The following is a 21,116-nucleotide window of genomic DNA, read 5'->3' as shown; positions in this document are numbered from 1 at the left end:
TATCGCTCGTTAATGATACACATGCTCGCCCGCTATTTTGAGCAAGCTAAAGGGTATAACAACGCCCAACGACGTGGCGGTTTTGACGTTAAACGCCAGAATATTCTTTGACGCAGAACGAATTTCAATTTTACTAGCAGGCGTACCACTTAATATTTTAACGACAATTTTGGCGATTTCCTTCCCTGTCCACTCAGGATCAGGAATAACCGTAAATAACGCACCTTGTTGCACCGATCTAATATTTGCACCATACAAAATAGGTTTCAAAATAGACATAGCAGGGACAAATTCACTTTTTTCGCTAAGCGGCCCATTCACAGACCAGAAAAAGTCCACTTGTGATTGAATCGCGCTTGCGGCTTGATACGCCGCTAAATAAGTATCATCTAGTGAGGCATTACTCACATCCTGATATTCAATGACCTTTTTAGTTAATTGGATATTTTTATATTGTTTCGCTATTACCTCAATCCTGCGTATGTCTGTCAAAGCAGCTGGGTATGTGGTCGCAACAATACCAATGTTAACTTTATCATTCTTAAATAGTTGATTGACGATTTCTAACTTAGTGCCGCGCCTTACTGAGTATGCTCTACCCGTAATAAAGTGACTGCTGGAATTGTCACCCATGGTAAGCCCGGCACCTTCTGGATCAGCCACTGTCACAAACACCATAGGGATACCTTGATTGGCCAGCAGCTTTTTACCTATTTTCGCAGCGAGTGTGCCATTAGCGATCAGTAAATCAAAACAGCGACAAGCAAGTTTTTCTTGAATATGCGCAGCTATGATGGCGCTTTGCCCTTTGCCATCAAATACCTCAATTTCCAATTGGTTATCCAATCGTTGTAAATGAGTTATTACTTGCTTGGTGTGAGTGGTGACGATAGGCACTTGAAGCGTCTCGACAATCAATATTTTTCGAGCTTCGGCATTTAACGCAAATGCCAATAAACACATTAATAAGAATCGGCCTATAATCACACTATATCTCCTTGCGACACTCTCGAGGATGTAGTTATTTACTCAATGTCGACCTACTCGAGCGCATTTACTTTTTCAGATACCATCAGCTTTTTCGAGACAGAAAAATGAAGCTTACTGCCTTGACCACATTCATTATCTGAAAAATAGATATCTCCACGATGTTTGTTAACGATTCTTTTTGCAGTAGCCAACCCTAACCCAGAACCTGCGTAAGTTTCACTATTGTGTAAACGGGCTAACGGCTCAAACACTTTATGCCTTAGTTGTGGTGGGATACCAATGCCGTTATCTTGTACGGTGAAGTGCCAACACGTTTCATCACACTGGCAAGAGATATCAATAAATGGCTGACTTTCAGAGTATTTAAGGGAGTTTTCTAATATGTTTTGAAACAACTGTACAACAAAGCTCGGGATCGCAGTAATGGATGGCAAATCTGACCAGGCTATTTTAGCACTTGAGGATTCAATTTGAGTGGTGAGATTCGATATTGCTATTTCAACACACTTGTTAAAATCCGTTTTTTCGAAAAGGTGAGAATCGTCTAAATCTAATTGGGTATAACAAACCAACGCATCAATTAACCCGTACATCTGCAATGATGATTGATTGATCAGTGTCAGTTTATCTAACACATTTGCCGGAACACATTGATGGTAATTTTGCACAATTACTTGGCTCATTTTTCGAACCGCGTTTGCTGGCTGTTTTAAATCATGCGCCAATACATATGCAAACTGCGAAAGTTCTCTATTTTTTTCCTCAATTCTGCGATGCAATCGCGCAGAGTGTATGGCTGAATTAATTGATTTCATCAATGACAAGTGTGTGAGGCCGCCTTTGCTTATATAGTCTGATGCGCCATTTTTGATTGACTCCGCAGCCACGGTTTCACTGCCCTGCCCGGTGAGCATAATAACGGGCAATAGCGGAAACTGTTTATTAATCGCCGATAACGTCATTAATCCATCGGTGCCGGGTAATGAATAATCTAGCAGAACAATGTCAACCTGATGGCTTTTCAGTATGTCTAAGCCATGTTCACCTGACTCGGCCTCTAAAACATGCCAATGGGAACCATCGCTCGTCAGTGTTCTCTTTAAAAAATAGCGATCGTCCTCACTATCATCCACTATCAAAACATTCAATACGTCCATCTATACTCCTTTATACCTCACCCCAAACCAAATTAGCGTTTTACTGGCTTAAGCTGTGCTCAAGCTCCTGCCTTAACGGCTCTTATTTTTAAATCTAGGCCCTGCCCTTGCGTCGCTCTCAACACGGCATACTTCCATATAATGACCGCAAGATATTCTCATTGCTTTTAAACTGACTTTTCTTGTGCTTGTATACGCTCCCTCAAAAATGATAGGTAAGCGCTTTAGTATCCGTGTTTATTTAGGTAATTACGCAACATGTACAACCTTTCAGTCATTCGACCCATGCTTTTTAAGGTACATTGAACACCAGCTATTCGTCCCCGTCGCGCTTGGGCGCTTAACTTCAAAAAAGTATAGTAAATCACTGGCTAAGTTTTCCATGTAAACTAAAAAATGTATCTTGCCACTGACTGCATAGCCACTATTTCGCGCGGCTCTTAAGTAACCATAGCCAACGTATATTGGTACCTTTTGCTGCCGACCAAGGCATCTCAAAAAAAGCATCCTTAATTAAGATAAACATCAACTAAGAGTAATACTAAGTTAGTAAATAAATAGCCACTTCGCTAGCCAAATATTTACTCCTAAACTAGGCTGATTATTAACACTAAAGTACATCATAAGATCAGGCCACAGCCACCGTGGTGACAGGGAGCACAGCAAATGAATATATTGCTGGTTGATGATGAAAAAATTGACCGTGAGCTGGTGAAAGAAGCCTTATTTTGCTCAGGGAAAAAATTTAATATAAAAGAAGCAATTAGCGCCGAGGACGGGCTTACTGCTATCGCACAAGATGAATTCGACATTGTATTGTTGGATTATCAAATGCCCAAGCAAAATGGGCTTCAACTATTGATGACACTAAAATCGAAAAACATCTGCGAGGATTGTGCGATCATTATGATCACAAACAATAGAGATGAAGAATTGCTGGTTAATTGTATCAATGCCGGTGCCCAAGATTTATTACTTAAAGATGAGGTCACTTCAACCCAACTCATTAGATGCATCAAACAATCTCAAAGAAGAATAGACTTACAGAACAAACTTACTCATAGCTATCAACAAGTTAAACAACTAGCTGAGCGCGATACATTAACCGGGCTTTTTAACCGCAGATATTTTGAAAATGCACTCACCTCGCTGTTGGTCAATATGCGCAGTCTCGACGGGTATGTGGTTGTGATGTTGTTAGATATCGATGGGTTCAAATTGATTAATGACAGTTTAGGGCACTCAGCTGGCGATGTTGTTTTAAAGGAGTTTGCTAACCGGGTTAAGTCAAGCTTTCGAGAAAGCCCCTTATTCGCAAGGCTTGGTGGGGATGAATTTGCATTCGTATTTTCTGGCGTCAGGGACTCAAACGCGGCTTTGGCGATATCTGAGCGACTACTGTCTAGCTTCGATGAGCCATTCCACTATGATAAACATCAAATTCACAGCACTGCCAGCATAGGTATTACGCTTTGCGCTTCAAAAACCACATCGGAAGACATGCTAAAACAAGCTGATATCGCCATGTATAAGGCAAAAAAGCAAAAAGAAAACAAAGCCTGCTTTTTTGATGAGTCCTTGGAACGAGAGTTTTATCGGCTATTTCAAATTGAAAACGAACTTAGGACCGTGATAAAAAACCACAATTTTGACGTTTTTTTTCAACCTATCTTTAATACGACAGGCACCAAAATTATTGCCATCGAAGCCCTTGTGAGACTCCCAGTCGGTGACTCCAAAGCCTCGCCAGCTGAGTTTATCATTGCTTCAGAAAAACTCCGACTGATTGAAACGTTTGGCAGGATGATCATTCAAAAATCTCTGGCTAAGTACGCACAACTGGTCAATATGACAAGCTCCAATAACATAGCACTGTCAATCAACCTCTCCCCTTTGCAAATTCATGATTTAAACCTCAACGCATTTATCGTCGAACAAGCTAAATTAAATCACGTCAACCTCAGCAATGTCATTGTTGAAGTGACCGAGACCGCACTGCTAGAGAATAATACAGCGACTTTAGAAACACTGAAGTTAATTAAAAGCAGCGGGTGTCAAATTGCTCTCGATGACTTTGGCACTGGATTTTCCTCTATATCGCATTTGTTAAATTACCCAATTGATATCGTTAAACTCGATAAAAGTTTAATTGAGAGAACAGTAGACGATAAAAAAGCCCAAGCGATGCTGGATGGACTCACATCCATGTTACATGGGATCTCAATCGAAACGGTCGCAGAAGGCGTAGAGTGCAAAGCGCATGTGGATGTGTGCCAACGAGCTGGAGTGTCTCGCCTGCAAGGGTATTTTTTTGGCAAGCCTATGCCAGTTGATTCATTAATCGAGTGTATCTTAAATAGCTCGTTCTAAGCCTAAGTGCACTGTATACGCGACTCAGTGCACCTATAATTGTTGTATTACGCTTTTTTGACGAACTTTGCAGTCACCATCATTTCACCAACACCATCGACCTTACAATCAAGCTCGTGATCTTTTTTATCCAACACACGCCTAACTAGCGCTTTAGTGCCTATTTTTATAACCTGTGAACTGCCTTTTATTTTAAGGTCTTTAATCACAGTCACTTTGTCGCCATCGACAAGTAAGGTGCCATTGGCATCTTTTACTTGTGGCGTATCATCTTCCTCAGATTCTGACGGGTCCCACTCATAAGCGCACTCTGGACAGATTAATTGGCTCTGATCCTGATAAACATACTCAGAGTTACACTTCGGACAAGGAGGGCAAGACATACTTTACTGCCTATATAAGTTTCTTTGTGCGCATGATAATCCCTCCTTGGCAACATCGCGAGAAAAATTCCACGCAATGTGGGAATTTTTTAACACAAACGATTATTCCCCTGATTTTGATCAAACGGCTATTGTCGTAATAACCTGCAAACTATCAGTTTAGTAACCTACTAACTCTCCGTAACCTGCACCTGAAAATCCTCCGTGACTCAGCACTCGTCCCTCCCAATAAGGAATACTCAGTTTATTGCGTGAGTCAGGGTTAATACTCTGAATGTCGATTGGCTCAAAACCCTCGACTCTGAGCCGCCAACGCGTTGGGTAAGTAACATCTGCCAATTGAATATGCTCCAAGACCTCCAGCGCAACTTGATCATTGTCAAATGCCCGAGTTTGTCCATTTTCATCAATCGCCGTCGCACTGCAATATTCATAACCACGACTCGATGAGCGAATGCAAAACGCCATTAACCCACCATCAGCGGGGTTGTCCGCTTGCAAACTAAACCAGTCCCACCCCGCTTGGCTCGGATCAATAAATGCTGATGACCACTCTCTATCAAGCCAAGCTCGCCCTTTGACAGTGTGGTATTGAGAGTCAAATTCCACTTCACCTGTGACATCTAAAAATGGATAGCTGTAATACATTGACGCATGACCGTCCTGAGTTTTTTGACTATACCCCTGCTTGCCATGCAAGACTCTTGGACTGTTATCGAGCTGTAGTGCAACACGATATCCGTTTTCGCTGGCAGTTAAGCTCAAAGGTAGAAAGGACTCATCAACACTTTCCAATGACCAGCTCTTCAGCCTAGCTTCAAATGGAAATGCACTAATCGTAACATCTGATACTCTACCCGATTTTTCGAATGCCACATGCTGCGTGTCAGTTTGCACCGCAAAGTGGGCAAAATAGAATTGCCCATCCCACCAAGGGCTCGATATATCAGAAGAGATATCTGGCATACTTACTCTAAACAAAGTCCATTGCACACCAAACTTTTCACCTGTGGTGCTTTCTAAATTTGCGGTCACATACCACCACTCAATGCCTTGCTTAGGGTGACTGCCATGATCTTTAGGAAACGCCAAAGTGGTCCCTGGCTCTACCGCCTCACCACTTTGCAAGGAAAAAAGATGAGCACTTGGTGGCGGATTTGTTACTTCACCATCCATTTTTAATAGCGCCGTAATCACCAACACAAAACCTATTATTATTGCTATAAACTTTGTTTTCATTTGACTCTCTATAGCTTTGCTACACTGTCTGCGATGTTACGTTTTAGCAGCCTTAGCATAGGTAATGCGCCAACAAACATGGCCAGACTTAATACAACAAGACTAAACGCGAATATACTCTTCCAATCCAATATCATGGCCATGCTCCAACCAAATGCCAAAGGCATCACATAAGTCAGGAGCACCCACCCCAATAAAATCCCTAATGGGATTGCCAATGCAATGGTTACTGTCAAAATAATCAAGGTTTGCAGCAGTTTGACCCGCAATAATTGTGAACGAGTCACTCCCAAAGTTTGCAGCACTGCCATAGGTTGAAGTTGACGCCTTCCCAGTGTCAAAAAGCTCACCCATACACCAAATAATGCGATTAGCATGATAAATATGTTTAACGCATGAGTGACGCTAAACGTGTTTTCAAACAGTTGTTTTGCATACTGCTTAAACACTTTATTCACGCTCACTTGAGTGCGCTCAATGGACATTTGCTCAACTAGATATTCAGTTACTGTATTTATATCGTCGTCATTGATGAGCGAAAGTGAAAAGCCAAACGCTTGATACTTAAAACCACTGTGTTCTATGACACTTGTGGCAGTCAACAATGTCGCTTCCTGCTCGCCGTAGTCATAAAATATCCCAGTGACTAAACATTCAAACACCTGCCGCCCTTGTCTAACCTCAACAATACGCCCGGTTTCAATGCCATATAAACGCCAACCAGGCTCATTTACCAAGCACCTAGGCATACTCGCTTGATGAGGTGATATGTGCTGCGCCGTCACCTTGTGGCCACCCAATAAGGTAACGTGCTGATGAAAGCTTGCGTCACGGCCAAAACTAACGAGTTTAAGTGGTAATTGTTTACTCTCATCAATCAGTTCGCTGCGAGCTTGCCAATACACCCCCACTCTCTCCACTTGGGGCATTTGCGCCAGTTGACTATGCATTTGTGTGCTTACCTCTGCTGGGCGTACATATAAATCAGCACTTAACCTGCTTTCCAAATGGCCATCCAGAGTATGGCTAAAGCTTTTGACCATCACCAACATACCAATTGCAGCGCCCATTGCCATCAAAGTTGCCAAGACAGCACTTAACAAAGATTTAAGTTGCCCCTGACTATCGGCTTTGAGCCACAGTATCAAAGGCGATTGCACAGGCCAGCGAGTTGAAAACACTCGAGTGATCACACCCGGTGTAATGCAAAAGAAAATCAACAATATAACCGCACATAGAAACAAGGCCACAAGTTTACTTTTTGCAAACAAGGCAAGTAATACCGCGCCACTGCAAAGTCCAGATAATATAAGCCACGTAACGCCTTTTTTCGCGAATAAGCGGGTTAGTCGATGTGAAAGAAATAAGCCTGACAACACCGCGATATTTAGCACAAAACCTAGCGCCACCATCGACCAACTCAATTGGACTGTCAATGCTCTGTCTAACTGGTAAAAACTGCGCAGAACCTGCGTGACATCAGCAACCAACACATTGGCCAGTGAGACACCAAATAACGCCCCTAAATAGGCACACACAAGCCCAAGTAATCCCAGCTCTATAAACATGGCTTGCTTTAACCTGCTCGGTTGGCAGCCCATCAAATACAACTGTTTATGCAAGGTTGTCCTAGCAGAAAACGCCAACTTAACTGCATTAAAGCTTAAAAATGCACCAACAATATAACCCAGCAGTGCCAGAGCTTGGAGGTTAAAGAAAAATGGCCCTGAAAGCGTGTCAAAGGCCTGTGAGTCGGCCCGCTCGAGCCTCGCGCTACCTTGCAGCGCTTGGTTTAAGTTAGTGGTGGCGGTTTCATCTAAGTCAAACACCTCTAAATAGCTCACTTCTCCGTTGGCATTAAGCAATCTATCGGCCAAACTTATGTCCATAAGCGCTTGATAACCCAACCCTTCAAATGGTGAAATATGATAGCTGACGCCATTGATATTAAGTCTGTTCGAGCCTAACCTTGCAATCATTTTGGGGTCTAAAAAAACCGTATCAAATAGCGCTTTGCGACTAAGGTTTTGTGCATTCAACCCAGCTTGTGAACTTGGTGCCGATTGTGACGCCCAATGAAGTAAATTGACACCTTTGATGCTGAGCCATTTGTTATTTTCGAGTTGGACCCGACCCTCTAAGACGACTTCAAAATGAATGTTGGTTTGGCGGGACAACTGTTTTCTCACCGTCTCAGGGAGGCGTTCTGTGCCGAGGTTAGGTTTAATAAAGTGAGTAACAGGAACTGCGAGTAACGCGCTGCTATTGGTATAACGCTTCGAAGCTTCTAGATTTAAGCCATAAATAGCACTTATCAAAGCCGTGCCCAAGCTAAAACCAAGTATAAAAAGTAAAAAAAGCCCCTTGTGACGAAGGTAAAACTGCCAATAAGCGAAAAATATAAGCTTAAATTCAGTCATGTAGCTGCCCATTTTTGAGCCTCAGCTGCCTTTCAAACTGAACGGCCAGTTTTTCACTGTGCGTAACCATTACTAAGTTAATTTGATGCTCTTTGCATAATGATTGCAATAGCTCAAGCACCTCTTGACTGCGCTCGCTGTCTAAATTTCCGGTTGGTTCATCTGCCAATATCACCTTGGGCTGGTTGATAATGGCCCTTGCAATACCAACTCGTTGTTGCTCCCCGCCACTCAACTCACAGGGCAAAGCCATAAGCTTGTGCGCTATGCCGAGTCGCTCAGCGAGAGTAGAAAGCGTTTGTTGTGATACTTCTAGACCGTTTAAACGCGCTTGAAAGGTAATATTATCCGCCACGTTCAACGCTTCAAGCAGTTGGTAGTGCTGAAATATCACTCCAATTTGACGCCGATAAAGGGCAAGCTGATTATCATCAAACCCAGAGATGACGGTACCATTAACTTTGATTTCACCGCTGTCAGGCATCAATAACCCGGCCAGCAAATTTAACAGAGTCGTTTTTCCCGACCCACTGTCGCCTACCAAGGCGACCTGTTGCGCGCCCTCAATTGTCACAGAAACATTATTAATAATGCGTCGTTGAGCCGCACCATCGGCTCTAGAAAATACAACATTTTTTAACTGGATCATGTCAGCCTCGAGATGTTTACGTACCTATTGTGCACCCTCAGGACAGCGTGATCTAGTCAGAAGCAATAATTAAATTGTAACAATTTTTGGGTAACTGTTTGAAACTATTCGCCTCTACAACACGGTGTTAGTCATAACCATCTATGGAGGGCAATAGCGCAACATTAAACCAGTAGTCTTTTAAAATCTTAAATGCATTTGCCAAGTCATCAAATTCAACGGGCTTTTGAATATAAGACGCTGCACCTAAGGCATAACAAGATTCAATATCTTGAGGATCGCTTGAGGTTGTTAATACCACAATGGGAATAGAACACATTTTCGGATCAGTTTTGAGCTCTCTGAGTAATTGTCGACCATCAACACCGGGCATGTTCAAGTCAACCAGCGCTAGGACGGGCCTTTTTAAATGTTCATGCTCGCTATACTTGCCCGTTTTATACAAAAAGTCTTTCGCATCTTGGCCCGATTGGCACCATTGAATTGGATTCATAAAGTGACTTTTTCTTAAGCTTCTTAAAATCGCTTCAAAATCATCGGGATTATCATCGACCAGTAACAGCAGGCCCAAATCTTTATCCATTTCTCACTCTCCCAACTTTAGGGTGAAATTAAAACAGCTGCCTTGTTCAAGTTCTGATTCGACCCATATTTGACCATTGTGTCTCTCCACAATCTTTTTGACAAATGTGAGCCCAACGCCTGTACCACGCACCGAATCATCTTCTTCATTGAGCCGTTTAAATATTCGAAAAATATCTTCAAAAAAGCGGCCCTCAATACCTATGCCATTGTCTTTTACATAAAAAACCTTCTGCTCCAATACGTTAGAATGAGGGTTTACACAGGACTTGACCCCTATTTCTATCTCTTTTCGAGCTGAATTATTGTACTTCACAGCGTTAGATATCAAATTGCGAAACAACTCTGACACCCGAGGTTTATCGCAAGTGACTTTGGGCAGCGCTTTTGGAATTAACAAATGTACACTTTGGGTGGTTTCTTCCGGTAAAGTGAGCTCTGCTACACTGTCAATTAGCTCATTTAAATCTACTTCTTCAACCGCCAAATCTTGACGGCCAAGTCGAGAGTAATACAGTAAACTATCAACGAGCTTTTCCATCCGGGTACACAAAAAGCGGATCCGAGCAATGCGTCTAAGCCCTTCCCCCTCTAGGGAGTCGGCATGATCTTCTTCCAGAAAAAGTGCATTGTTCGCCAAACCCCGTAATGGCTCTTTCAAATCATGAGAGGCAATATACGCAAATTGGTCGAGCTCTGAATTACTTATCTGCAACTTTCGGATATAGGAATCTATGGCTATTTCTGCCGCTTTTCGTTCAGATATATCGCGTACAGTACCCACAAACATTGTTTTGCCCTGGACGGTCATTTCATTTACACCTAACTCCATAGGAAATAAATAACCATTTTTGCGCCTACCTGTTATTTCGCGCCCGATACCAATGATTTTCTTATCACCTGTTGTATGATAATTATCTAGATAGGAATCATGTTCGGATTGAAAGGGCTCAGGCATCAGCATTTTGACATTGCGACCGATCACCTCTCGAGCACGAAAGCCAAATATAGATTCAGCCGCCGCATTAAAACCGTGGATCACACCTCGCATATCTATGGTGATAAGCCCATCCAGTACCGTATCCATAATGGTTTCGATATGTTCAACATAGGACTTGATTGACAACTCAGCTTGTTTTCGCTCAGAAATATCTCGTACAGTACCAAGCACAATATCATTAGAGGGTAAAACACTTATGGCAAGCTCAAGTGGAAATGTATTGCCATCTTTATTCAGAGCAATCATTTCAATGCCTACACCGTAGTCTTTACTTTCTTGCTCACCAAATGTTGAGTTGGTGACATCAAGTAAATACTGAGCATATTTTTGCTGTTCTGAGTCAGGTAGAAGTAGGGAGATATTTTGGCCAATGACTTCGTGTTTTTCGTAACCAAAGATTTGCGTTGCAGAATAATTAAAGCTGAGGATCTCTCCGCTTTTGTTGGTCATAAAAAAGCCATCTTTGACGCTATCCAATACGGTTTCTAACTGCAACTCCCTTGTTTCCATCACGCTTTTGTTATTTCCTGACTTTGAGATGATGATCAAAGTGTAGTCAATGAAAAATCATAGCGCTGATAAATCAATAAAAATAAGTTCCCGCTATCGGGCTAGTTGATAAACCGCCATTTTTTAACTATCTCATCGTAGCGTCCTGAAGCTTTTATCGCCGCAAGGGAATGCTTGAGTTTTTGCGCATCCAACTTGGAAAATTGAGGATTGGCTGCCAAGTGAAGTTCAGAGGGGAAATCGTGTAAAGTCAGCTTGTATTCGAGCAGTTGTGGATCTAGCCCGAGCTCATCTAGCTCGCGCTTTAGTGTTCTTGTGTTGGTTAAAATGAGGTCGGTACGCCCTTTATACAACATTTGCCACATACTTTTGTAATGAGACACTAGCACCAAATCATGTTCCTCAGAAAAGCCCGCTTCTTTTAAATACTGCTCACTGTAATACCCTCTGATTGTACTCGTGCGTAGTCGTTTTGCATCGTCAAGCTGACTCAGTTGCAGAACATTGCTTTTTAGTCCAATCAATGACGCTGAGCTTTGGCACATTGTGCCCAAAAATTGAAAGTGCTTTTCTCTTCTCGGTGTTTTTAGCCAAGCCAACATCACGACATCAAACTTTGTCTGCAATTCATGATGGGCCCTTGCCATCGGCAAAATCTCTATTTTCGCCTTAAGTCCACTGTGTAATTGCAGCTCTTTGGCAATGTCGACCAATACACCATCAGGTTTTCCCTGCTCATTTAAATAGTGATAAGGCGGCAGATCTTCGGCAACAAATCTAATTACCTTGGCTTGAGCCGAAGTAACTATGAGGGCAGAAAAGACCAAGATGAAAACAAAAAGACAGCGACGTAACATTGTTTTTATTTTTGCTATAAGGGTCGTTGAGTTTGACTGGTTTCGCATAAAAGATCAACAGCACTTACTTTGTATCTTAAAGTGATACAAACGAAGCGAATCATCACTAACATAACTGATTTATATTACAAAACTAGAAATAAAACGCTAAGATGAACAATCGGTCCAACTCCTGATCTGGTCTTATGAGTGATTCATCTATCAATTCGACACCGCCAAACGTACTGTTAAACACAGTAATTGAGCAACACACATTCGAAGTATTCGAAAACGACACATTGCGCTGGTTTTGCCTTGATGGCGTTTTACAAACCGCTATGTCAAAAGCGGAGCCTGAGAGCTTAATGTTTCCTCATATGTTATTTATGACCATTCCGTTGTTAGAGGCTGTGCAGGTAAACACAGTACTTGAATTGGGCTTAGGTGGTGGCGGCTTGCTTCGATATCTCAATGCCCATAATCCAGATATACAGATTGAAGTCGTTGAAAAAAGCGCACAAGTTATAGAGATATACAATCAATTTTTTAATCCGCAGCAAACTGACAGCCAGATCCACTGTGCGGATGCATATGATTTTGTGCAACAAGCACCTAAACACCAGGTTGATTTGTTAATGGTGGATATTTTTGCTTCCCAAACCCTCGTGCCCTTTATCTTTGATCGCAGCTTTTACAATAACCTGAACAACTTTCTAGCGAAAAATGGTTGGCTTGTTATCAATACCGTATTCACCGAACAATCACACATTGAGCAGCTTTCAAATGTGCTCACCAAGTTATACCCTAACGCCCTCATTTATGGCTTTAAAGCGGCGCAGTTTGCGAACATTGTTTGGGTGATGAGTTGCGGCGGTAAAAAGCTTAGCTCGGTTTGGCATCAACAAGCATTTTTTACTGCCAGCAAAACACAAGGGCTGTCTTATCATTTAACCTAACTATAGCTGATGCGCTTGCTTGTCCATCAAAGCAATTTTGTAAGCAGCCTTTAACATTACGCCGATAGCGACCACATTCAAGACAATGCTAAACCAAGCTTCAAACATTAATAGCTCGACTTGGAAATTGCGTAGGTAACTGGCTAGTTGGTCAACAATTTCGATAGATATACCTATCACAATCAGCATAAACCCATAGTATTCTGATGTTTCGTTTAACATTTTATGTTGTTCTAGATTAGGGTCTTGTTTACTATCCCATGCCCTTTTAGAGAGAATTTTTCGGCCATCCATCACAGCGCCAAAACCGATTAATAAAATCGTGATTGTCGCTTCATTATCTATGATATTTTGGTAGCCATGTTCATCCATATGCCCAAATAAAAAGCGCAGATCTTCCACCGTTATATTGGTCACCAATAAACAGATCAACACTAAAGGAAACAGTAAAAAAGCTCTATTCAGTACCACTGTATAGATTAACTGGCTTGTTCTAGATTTTGGCATAGGGTGCTCAGCAGTTAAGTAATGAAACATTTCAAACGCTCGATCTTAGCCATATATCCCAGATTGACAAGTCTAACATGCCTATTTAAGGTGCTTTCAGTCAATGGCTGTTCTATGTTTAGAAAAGATACAATATTAGCGCACCTGCAACCAAGTAAGCAGCTCTATTGCCTAGCCCCCAACATCAACCTCACAAAACCTTTAAAGGGCATAAAGCGCATTAATAACGCGATTAATTGCCACCTTTTAGTGACATAGGCAATCCGCTTCTTCTTCTCGATAGCAGACAGAATTTGTTGTGCCGCTTTGTCGACGGGAGCCAGCCAAAATATACCATTGCCTTTGGCCATTTCAGTGTCGACAAACCCTGGTCGTATATCCGTTACCGATATATCAATACCATCTCGATAGGCTCGACAATATAGGCCTTCAAGGTAACTGGCAATGTAAGCTTTAGAGGCGTTGTATGATGCACATGGCCCTCCCCTCAATGACATAATTGATGAGGTCGCAACTATATGTCCCGCTCCTTGTTGGGTAAAATAGTGATATGCAGCATTGGCAATACAGGTAAAGCCTGTCACATTAACGGCTATGGTTTCAAGCTCTCCACTGAGCGGAAAATCTGGTTCGCAGCTCCCTGTTCCCGCATTGATAATAATAATGTCGACACCTTGCATCTGTTCAATCAATTGCTTCAGCTGTGCAATAGCATTGTGCGGCTGAGCTATGTCCATCACGGAAATACAAGTTTGAGTGCCTAGTTGTTGTTGCAGTGAATGCAGAAGATGTTCACGCCGCCCAGTTAAACCAAGTTTATAACCCTGTTTTGCCATATGAGTGGCAAGTGCTTTTCCAATGCCTGACGTGGCCCCAATAATAATGGCTTTTGCTGACATGATATTTTCTCATATTTATTTTTATTGTTTTGTAAAAGGCCTTGCTGACAAATAATATCGCTGGCGCTTTGAACTGTAACACAGCTGTACGCGCTCTCTCAAAATCTGAAAACTAAATATGCATTTTTAACAGAATTAATTTAATCTTTAGCATGGCCCCGCCTGTTCGGCTCTTACCACTAGTAACACAAACGCATTATCGGCCTATGGCAATTGATAAAAACAGTGACATTAATATCAAAAATCAAAATCACTAAAAAATAAATTAACCCGAATTCACTACAGTGTCATACGGGCTAATAATATAGTCAATAAAAATACAGAATTAGTACCAATGAATTATCCATTCTTTATTGGCATAATGCCCTGACTGGCAGTTCCAAACATGTATATTATCACCGTTTCTTGGATAATATGTTCCTTGTTTTTGCAAACAGTAGTTACCATAATTATATAAATGGATTTTCTCGTAGTTAGGAACCCAAAAGCTATTGCTGATTGATCCTGAATTACAATCCCATAAATGAATATTGTCGCCGTTTGAAGCTGAATCCCGGCCTTTTTTACTTAGGCAGTAACCAGTATTTCCCAGCTCTATTTGACCCAAACCGTACCTGACCTGCCTCCAATACCACTTGCTATTCGAATTGTTGCGATCACACTTCCACAAGTGAACATTGTCACCATTGCTCGCTGAATCCGACCCGGCTTTGTGTAAGCAATAATTCGTGTCAAATGCATTTTGGATCTGTATCTCTTGTGACGAAACGTCAAATGACACAGCCATTCCACCAGTCAATACGACTGCAACTATAGATGTTGAAAGATGTTTTAAACTCATGATATTAACCTCCTTATATAGTGATTAGCACTTTTAAAATTCGAGATTAAATGTATGCCTGAGTGGCAAAGAAAAACATTACAAATCATTACAAAAAAACAAGATTATCAAATAATCAAACGCGTAAAATCAGCACCTTATTGGAATGTAAATCAGAGAATTAAAGCTTAAGTTCCGAATTGGAACCTACGAGTATAGAACAACGAACATTAAAAAAGTATTAGTTGGAAAAATTATATCGAGATATTGATTAAAAAGCGCAATAACCTGTATTGCGCACTATAGCCTTAATGCATATTTGGTTAGTTTACGTCAACAGTAACTGTTGCTGGCGCACTGGAAATATCATATAAATTATTTCCTTTAATGCGATATTTAAATGAATCTTGCCCGACAAAGCCGGTATTAGGTGTATAAGTGATAGTTTTGTCATTGTTGACAGTGACACGTCCATTGGCCGCACTGGCATATACTTCAACGCCAAAGTAATGAGGAATACCACTGTCATTGGCTTTTACATCAATAGCAACGGGTTGACCCACACTGGTTTGTGAGAAGTCATCGCTTGGATAAACATCATAGTGCCCGTCAAATGCGTTATCTAGGCTGATCCTGATTTCGCCCCACTCTGATGCTTCCCCAGCGGGATTCAATACCCGAAATGGGATGGTTTCAAATTTGTTTGTGCCATCAGATACAGCGGCAAAGTACAACACTTTACCTTTGAACTTAACCCAACGTCTGTCAACGGTATTGTACGCAATGGCTTGGCCATATTGAGTTCGGATTTTATCGTAAAAGCCAATCTGGCTATATGACTTATCAGGACTGAGTTGGACCCTTAGTTCCTGGCTGGCATAGTTTGGGTCAACGACATTATCATCTTTTAAAATATTAAACTCTTCTTGAATATAAAGTCCGGCATTAAACTCATGAATGGTCTTATTTAAAACAGGTGCTGCTTGGGAAACGCTTGTCAATAAGGTTGATCCAGCTAAAGCAAAGAGCGCTTTACGTGTATTTTTAATCATTTATATAGTTCCTTCTTTATTACTTTTTATTGCAAATAAAACAACTTTAAATCTCTACCACAATGTAGATTAAAAAAAACCCACACAATATAAATCTATTTATAAATAGTTTCTATATTTTAAACGCAGATTCACACTCTTACTTGAATTTCCATTATTGATTCAGCATTTGCTGCTAATATTCGAATGCCTTGAACAGCATGTACTAAGTAATTCGTAAACAGTCACGCTATGGCAGGTTTTAACTTTTCAATCATAGAATGGTGCGCGTCAATCCTAACGACTAAGCCGTTAACACGCTCAGTGAATTAAATAACCCAGGTTTTACAACAGCTGTGATGGTGGATAAAGTGACAGCTGATAATTGCTCAACTGCAGACCACAAAATATAGAAACGAGGAAAATAACATGCTCCAAGGAACACAGAACTTTATGCTATACGGATTCATTATGTTTATTGCGGGCTTGGGTATTCCTATCATGGCAGCATTAAATGGTGGACTCTCTAATAAACTGCAAAACACGGCCCTGGCGGCTGTCATTTTGCTTTTTGTGGGTTTGTGTATTGCACTTACTTACCTGTTTACCACCAGCGGAGTACCCAAAACATTCTATGCAACAGGCACACCTTGGTACTTTTACTTCGGTGGATGTTTTGTCATGTTTTACATTCTGACCATTAGTTGGGTAGCGCCTAAATTTGGCATTGCCAATGCCATCGCTTTTGTATTACTAGGTCAACTCATCGCAATGGTAGTGATTGATCATTTTGGCTTTTTTGGTGCCAAACAGTACACATTAGATTATAAGAGACTTGCAGGGTTAACTTTGATGATTGCTGGAATAGCGCTCATACTGAGCAAACCACAACAGAGTTAGTGAACACTTCGATCGCTCAACAGCATACATTTGCCAACTAAAAAAGCGCGCTTAGTGAGACACCAAACGCGCTGTTTAATTAACTTTGAGAAAACCTATTCGATTGCTGCCAAATACGTTTCTAGTAATTATTCTGGTTTATTAAATAGCCATGTCATTTCAGTTTCACAAGATTGGCCCACTTCATAATTACATACAGTGATGCCATCTTGTGCGTACTCAATCAGTTCGAATGTCCACTCTTTATCGTCGAGTTTAAAACGCATTTGCCCTTCAACAAGCGATACTTGATGCGTTTCACCGAATATACCCAGCTTGTATACAGTTCCACCGTCAACAATGGTTGGTTCCAGAATCACTTGGTTGCTCTTTTGGTTTTGCGGTTCATTAAGATAATAAGTGCGCGTGTAACTAAAGAACTCTTTGTTAAATCCATCAAGCTTTAGATCATCTTCTTGATTAAGAATAACCAGCTCTCTTTTCATCTCTTGATAGCCACTGTCGTCACTTTCAGTAAACTCTCTTTCAAGTACAACCATATCGTCTTCAACCACTAACACGCGTTGCTTGAGACTCTCAACGTTTAAACACAGAGTTTCTGCCTCAGTGCACTCAACCTGCTGTGAGGGGCTTTTTAAGTTGAAGTCTAATGCTTGACCTTCGCCCTGAATAAAATCAGTTTCCCAAGTAAAGTTATTAGAACCATAATTTACGTTTAGCGTACCATCATCCAATAGATCAAAGATAAAGGTCTCAGTGTTTCTGCCGACTTCGCCAACCCAACGTCCTGCCATACTTGACGCTTCTTCTAATGGCTGTGCATTTATAAAAATGCCATACTCAGTGTGCGAATAATCAGGATGCTCGTCATCAGAGGACACAAAAGTGTAGCCTCCTGCAATTGCTTTTGTGAACCAAAAGCGTACGGTTCCCGTTTCCTCTGAGTCGTCTCTTGGGTATAACAACTCCATAACACCATCTTCTGCAATGCGCCACGCTAGCTCCTCTTCCTCATCTGTATCAGGAAACGTTTCAATCACTTTTCCATCAGCTGAGAAGGTAAAAATCCCGTAACTTTCTTTATTTTCACGTGCATCGCTTTGGAAGCGGTCTAAGTACCATTGACCTTGTGTTAATTCGTCAATATCAATTGATAAAGTATCATTTTTGGATACTAAATTAGTAATGTACTTATTGTGGTGCGCAACTTTATCGCTATTTGGCAGGACCTTATCGCCGATTTCTTCTACTTCCACCGTCTTATACACTTCGTTCTCACCTAAAACCGTTAAGTTGAGTGTATTGATATAGACTGATTCAAGACCAGAATCTGAAGCGATAACTTGACTTACTAGAGCGCTTGCCAACTCAATAGTCACAGAGTTGCCAGTTTGCTCCCAATGTTCAATCGCTACGGTATTGATGGCTGAAACTTGGCCTTTGCCATTTTCACTTAGCGCTAGGTGGGTTGCTGGACTATCGTAGTTGTGCAGATACTGCAAAACGTGCCCGCCAACCAATGATCCGATATTTTGGTCAATTAAGTCTTCGTCCTTTTCAAGTTCGTCACGTGTTTTATCAAAAAGAGTCGGATCTTTTTCATTGACGATTGCCATAGCTTGCTGAACAGATTTATCATCATCAATAAGGTCAAGTGTCGACTCAACCCCTTCTGGTAAATCAATATCATCATTGTCGACGAACACTTTAATCAGTGTCGCTAAGTCAATTTTTTTCTGAACGTCGACATTAGTCAGTGCGATTGCCAACTCCTCGTCAGACTCAATAGCTTCATCAAAACGCGCCATAAGAACATGCTCTGCCGTAGTCACATTGGTGACGTTCACAGAGAAGTTTTCAGTATCGTCCAACACTGCATCTTCTCCAGCTTGCGAAACTAGCTTTTGTACAGAGTTCAATTGTGAAACAAAGCTAACACTTTGCTGCGCTTCTACCCCGGTTGCAAAAACTGTCACTAACTCCCCTACTTGACTTTCATCAACCTCTAGCAAAACGGAATATGCGCCTTGGCTGTCTGCTGTTGTAGAAAAAACTTCACTCCCAACCGAAATGTCGACTTTCGCATTATTAATGGGCTTATCAGTAACAAGGCCTGTTAGTGTCACACTCGACACTTTGCGCTTTACTGTAACCTGAATTGTACTTTGCGATTTAACCCCGTTGCTGTTAGTCACTACAACAGTGAAATTCACAACATGGTCCGCATCAATATCTGGTGCAGTCGCGGACAGCGTTGCGCTTTCACTGCCCGACATTGTGATATTCAAACTTGAGTCATGAGACCAAGCATAGCTAGCCACTTCTGTCTCTGATACGTTCGCGGTTAATTCAAAAGCTTTTTGCTCTAGTGCAATTGAGTCGCCAGCAATACTTATTGCAAAATCCTGCTCGGTAGCGGATCCCTCTGTTACTGGTGTAGTTACATTACTTGTATCACTCGTATTACTTACGTTATTGCTGCCGGAGTCAGTGACTTCTTGAGCATTTTTTTGCTCAGGCTCTTCAGAACTGCTTCCGCCGCAACCCACCAAAAGTGAAGAAGTAATTAATGTAGCTAAAATAGATTTCCTAAAATCATGCACTTGCATGTTAATTCCTTAATAAAAATAGTGACTCAATGCGCTTTACCGGCTCCACAGCAAAGCGTAACCACGCACCAATAAATGACGATTAAAACGGTAAGTTTGAGGTGCAGAAATTGTCTAGATTCTGCAAGTAGCGCTTAGTAATTCCACTGCAGACCAGCAGTGAACGAAACATTCGAGTACTCAATATCAGGCACTCTGAATCGGCGACCATTAATTTCTTCAGCAACCGAACTTCTTTCTTTGTAGTAGGCATCGACACCAGCCATAAGCGCAATATGTTGAGCGACTTGGTATCTAGCACCCGTTCTTGCCATTAAACCCCAGCCGTTAAAGCTGTCAGTTAATGAAGTTGTTTCAAATTTGGTACTTTGAATATGACTATACACCGGCGTACTTAATTCACCTTCGACATACCAACTTAGCTTTCCTGCTGAACGAGATAGCTTACTGTCGTAACGTACCCCCAATGATGCAAGCACGCCCATTTGATCTTCTGTGACGGATACAACAGATACGATCGATGCGGGGTTATTTTGTAATGCCTCATCGCCGCCTTTTGCCTGACCAGGCAAGTCAAAACGCGCAACGGGATCGTTTTCATCTCTGGGCAATGCCTGCAAAGCTTGGTCAAACTTCGTCGCTCCGGGATTTACAAATTTAAAGTTTGAGCGCGTAAAACTTGACGTATAAACTCTCATACCAAATGTTAACTGTACGGCGGGTAAATAGTTGTAAGCGCCGGTAAATGCAATTTCATTGGCTTTTACTTTAAAATCGTTTTGTTGAACTGCTCCAAACCCTTTTATTGACCATGTCTCTGTATTTATATCTGTGGCGATGGTCGCTGCACTGCCGATAAAATAACCCCATTTCTCATCAATTCCAGTATAAGAAAGCTGGCGAATAGCAGGGTTAGTTACTGAGATTGACTGTGAAAGCTCACCAAAACCAGCCACGTCTGAAAGAGACTCAGTATAATTAATGGTTTCAAAACCCAACCTAATTTCACTAAAAGAAGAGTGTGGTGCTGCAAGCGTTGTACAACTACCAAGCAGGCCAAATAATGCGAGAGTATATTTCATTGCCATTTCCTATGAGCATTTTATCCTAAAAGATCTTTTTTAAAGTTTGGAAATGAATAGTGAACAAACGATAAGGACAGGCAACATACTGGGCATATTATAATCGATACATCACGTATAAAAACGCGATATAAAAACTCTATCCTTGTGTTCACAGCCCACTTCCTGCTGCGCAT

The 21,116-nt window shown here is 41.5% G+C and carries 18 protein-coding genes; 3 read left to right on the top strand and 15 right to left on the bottom strand.

Going from position 1 to position 21,116, the window contains the following annotated elements:
• Positions 1 to 9: 9 nt before the first annotated feature.
• Together MHN81_RS09110 and MHN81_RS09105 are read right to left on the bottom strand one after the other, a co-directional pair.
• Positions 10 to 987 carry an ABC transporter substrate binding protein gene (locus MHN81_RS09110; RefSeq protein ID WP_023402052.1) on the bottom strand — a complete coding sequence of 326 codons (978 nt, stop codon included), beginning with the start codon at positions 985 to 987 and terminating at the stop codon, positions 10 to 12.
• A 53-nt stretch (positions 988 to 1,040) separates the two neighbouring features.
• On the bottom strand, positions 1,041 to 2,147 hold the full coding sequence (locus tag MHN81_RS09105; protein ID WP_023402051.1) for a hybrid sensor histidine kinase/response regulator: 1,107 nt from the start codon (positions 2,145 to 2,147) through the stop codon (positions 1,041 to 1,043).
• Positions 2,148 to 2,813: 666 nt separating this feature from the next.
• Between MHN81_RS09105 and MHN81_RS09100 the strand changes: the two genes are divergently transcribed.
• Positions 2,814 to 4,517 carry a GGDEF domain-containing response regulator gene (locus MHN81_RS09100; protein WP_239425578.1) on the top strand — a complete coding sequence of 568 codons (1,704 nt, stop codon included), beginning with the start codon at positions 2,814 to 2,816 and terminating at the stop codon, positions 4,515 to 4,517.
• 47 nt (positions 4,518 to 4,564) lie between these two features.
• Here MHN81_RS09100 and MHN81_RS09095 read toward each other — a convergent pair whose 3' ends face one another.
• From MHN81_RS09095 to MHN81_RS09065, 7 genes are all read right to left on the bottom strand, one after another.
• Positions 4,565 to 4,900 carry a zinc ribbon domain-containing protein YjdM gene (locus tag MHN81_RS09095; RefSeq protein ID WP_023402048.1) on the bottom strand — a complete coding sequence of 112 codons (336 nt, stop codon included), beginning with the start codon at positions 4,898 to 4,900 and terminating at the stop codon, positions 4,565 to 4,567.
• 159 nt (positions 4,901 to 5,059) lie between these two features.
• Complete coding sequence (locus MHN81_RS09090; protein WP_023402047.1) at positions 5,060 to 6,139, bottom strand: lipocalin-like domain-containing protein; 1,080 nt, start codon at positions 6,137 to 6,139, stop codon at positions 5,060 to 5,062.
• Positions 6,140 to 6,147: 8 nt separating this feature from the next.
• On the bottom strand, positions 6,148 to 8,559 hold the full coding sequence (locus MHN81_RS09085) for an ABC transporter permease (protein WP_239425577.1): 2,412 nt from the start codon (positions 8,557 to 8,559) through the stop codon (positions 6,148 to 6,150).
• The gene (locus MHN81_RS09080; protein ID WP_023402045.1) at positions 8,552 to 9,208 is read right to left on the bottom strand and encodes an ABC transporter ATP-binding protein; all 657 of its coding nucleotides are present in this window, start codon (positions 9,206 to 9,208) and stop codon (positions 8,552 to 8,554) included. The genes MHN81_RS09085 and MHN81_RS09080 overlap by 8 nt, the downstream gene beginning before the upstream one ends.
• 127 nt (positions 9,209 to 9,335) lie before the next feature.
• On the bottom strand, positions 9,336 to 9,791 hold the full coding sequence (locus MHN81_RS09075) for a response regulator (RefSeq protein WP_023402044.1): 456 nt from the start codon (positions 9,789 to 9,791) through the stop codon (positions 9,336 to 9,338).
• 3 nt (positions 9,792 to 9,794) lie between these two features.
• Complete coding sequence (locus MHN81_RS09070) at positions 9,795 to 11,300, bottom strand: PAS domain S-box protein (protein ID WP_239425637.1); 1,506 nt, start codon at positions 11,298 to 11,300, stop codon at positions 9,795 to 9,797.
• Between the two features lie 101 nt (positions 11,301 to 11,401).
• Complete coding sequence (locus MHN81_RS09065; RefSeq protein WP_023402042.1) at positions 11,402 to 12,205, bottom strand: transporter substrate-binding domain-containing protein; 804 nt, start codon at positions 12,203 to 12,205, stop codon at positions 11,402 to 11,404.
• 137 nt (positions 12,206 to 12,342) lie between these two features.
• Between MHN81_RS09065 and MHN81_RS09060 the strand changes: the two genes are divergently transcribed.
• Positions 12,343 to 13,092 (top strand): methyltransferase, encoded by a 750-nt coding sequence (locus MHN81_RS09060; RefSeq protein ID WP_239425576.1) that lies wholly within the window; start codon positions 12,343 to 12,345, stop codon positions 13,090 to 13,092.
• On the opposite strand, the gene MHN81_RS09055 is transcribed toward MHN81_RS09060, so the two are convergent.
• The 4 genes from MHN81_RS09055 to MHN81_RS09040 all read right to left on the bottom strand — a co-directional run bounded on the left by MHN81_RS09055 (position 13,093) and on the right by MHN81_RS09040 (position 16,370).
• The gene (locus tag MHN81_RS09055; RefSeq protein ID WP_023402040.1) at positions 13,093 to 13,629 is read right to left on the bottom strand and encodes a hypothetical protein; all 537 of its coding nucleotides are present in this window, start codon (positions 13,627 to 13,629) and stop codon (positions 13,093 to 13,095) included.
• 134 nt (positions 13,630 to 13,763) lie between these two features.
• Positions 13,764 to 14,498: an SDR family NAD(P)-dependent oxidoreductase gene (locus MHN81_RS09050; protein ID WP_239425575.1), complete on the bottom strand. Its 735-nt coding sequence runs from the start codon at positions 14,496 to 14,498 to the stop codon at positions 13,764 to 13,766.
• A gap of 325 nt (positions 14,499 to 14,823) precedes the next feature.
• A complete protein-coding gene (locus tag MHN81_RS09045; RefSeq protein WP_023402038.1) occupies positions 14,824 to 15,339 on the bottom strand; it encodes an RICIN domain-containing protein in 516 nt (171 codons plus the stop codon).
• A 302-nt stretch (positions 15,340 to 15,641) separates the two neighbouring features.
• A complete protein-coding gene (locus tag MHN81_RS09040) occupies positions 15,642 to 16,370 on the bottom strand; it encodes an Ig-like domain-containing protein (protein ID WP_023402036.1) in 729 nt (242 codons plus the stop codon).
• Between the two features lie 408 nt (positions 16,371 to 16,778).
• Here MHN81_RS09040 and MHN81_RS09035 point away from each other — a divergent pair, with 408 nt between their 5' ends.
• A complete protein-coding gene (locus MHN81_RS09035) occupies positions 16,779 to 17,249 on the top strand; it encodes a DMT family transporter (RefSeq protein ID WP_023402035.1) in 471 nt (156 codons plus the stop codon).
• A gap of 128 nt (positions 17,250 to 17,377) precedes the next feature.
• Here MHN81_RS09035 and MHN81_RS09030 read toward each other — a convergent pair whose 3' ends face one another.
• Together MHN81_RS09030 and MHN81_RS09025 are read right to left on the bottom strand one after the other, a co-directional pair.
• Entirely contained in the window at positions 17,378 to 19,858 is a 2,481-nt protein-coding gene (locus MHN81_RS09030) for a hypothetical protein (RefSeq protein WP_239425574.1), read from the bottom strand.
• A 134-nt stretch (positions 19,859 to 19,992) separates the two neighbouring features.
• Positions 19,993 to 20,940, bottom strand: coding sequence for a hypothetical protein (locus tag MHN81_RS09025; protein WP_023402033.1), 948 nt, complete (start codon positions 20,938 to 20,940; stop codon positions 19,993 to 19,995).
• Positions 20,941 to 21,116: the final 176 nt, after the last annotated feature.

The sequence above is a fragment of the Pseudoalteromonas sp. Of7M-16 genome, assembly GCF_022347805.1.
In the GTDB taxonomy this organism is placed as follows: domain Bacteria; phylum Pseudomonadota; class Gammaproteobacteria; order Enterobacterales; family Alteromonadaceae; genus Pseudoalteromonas; species Pseudoalteromonas luteoviolacea_F.
The sequence above is the reverse complement of the archived record's forward strand: the minus strand, read 5'-3'. Positions and strand labels throughout refer to the sequence as shown.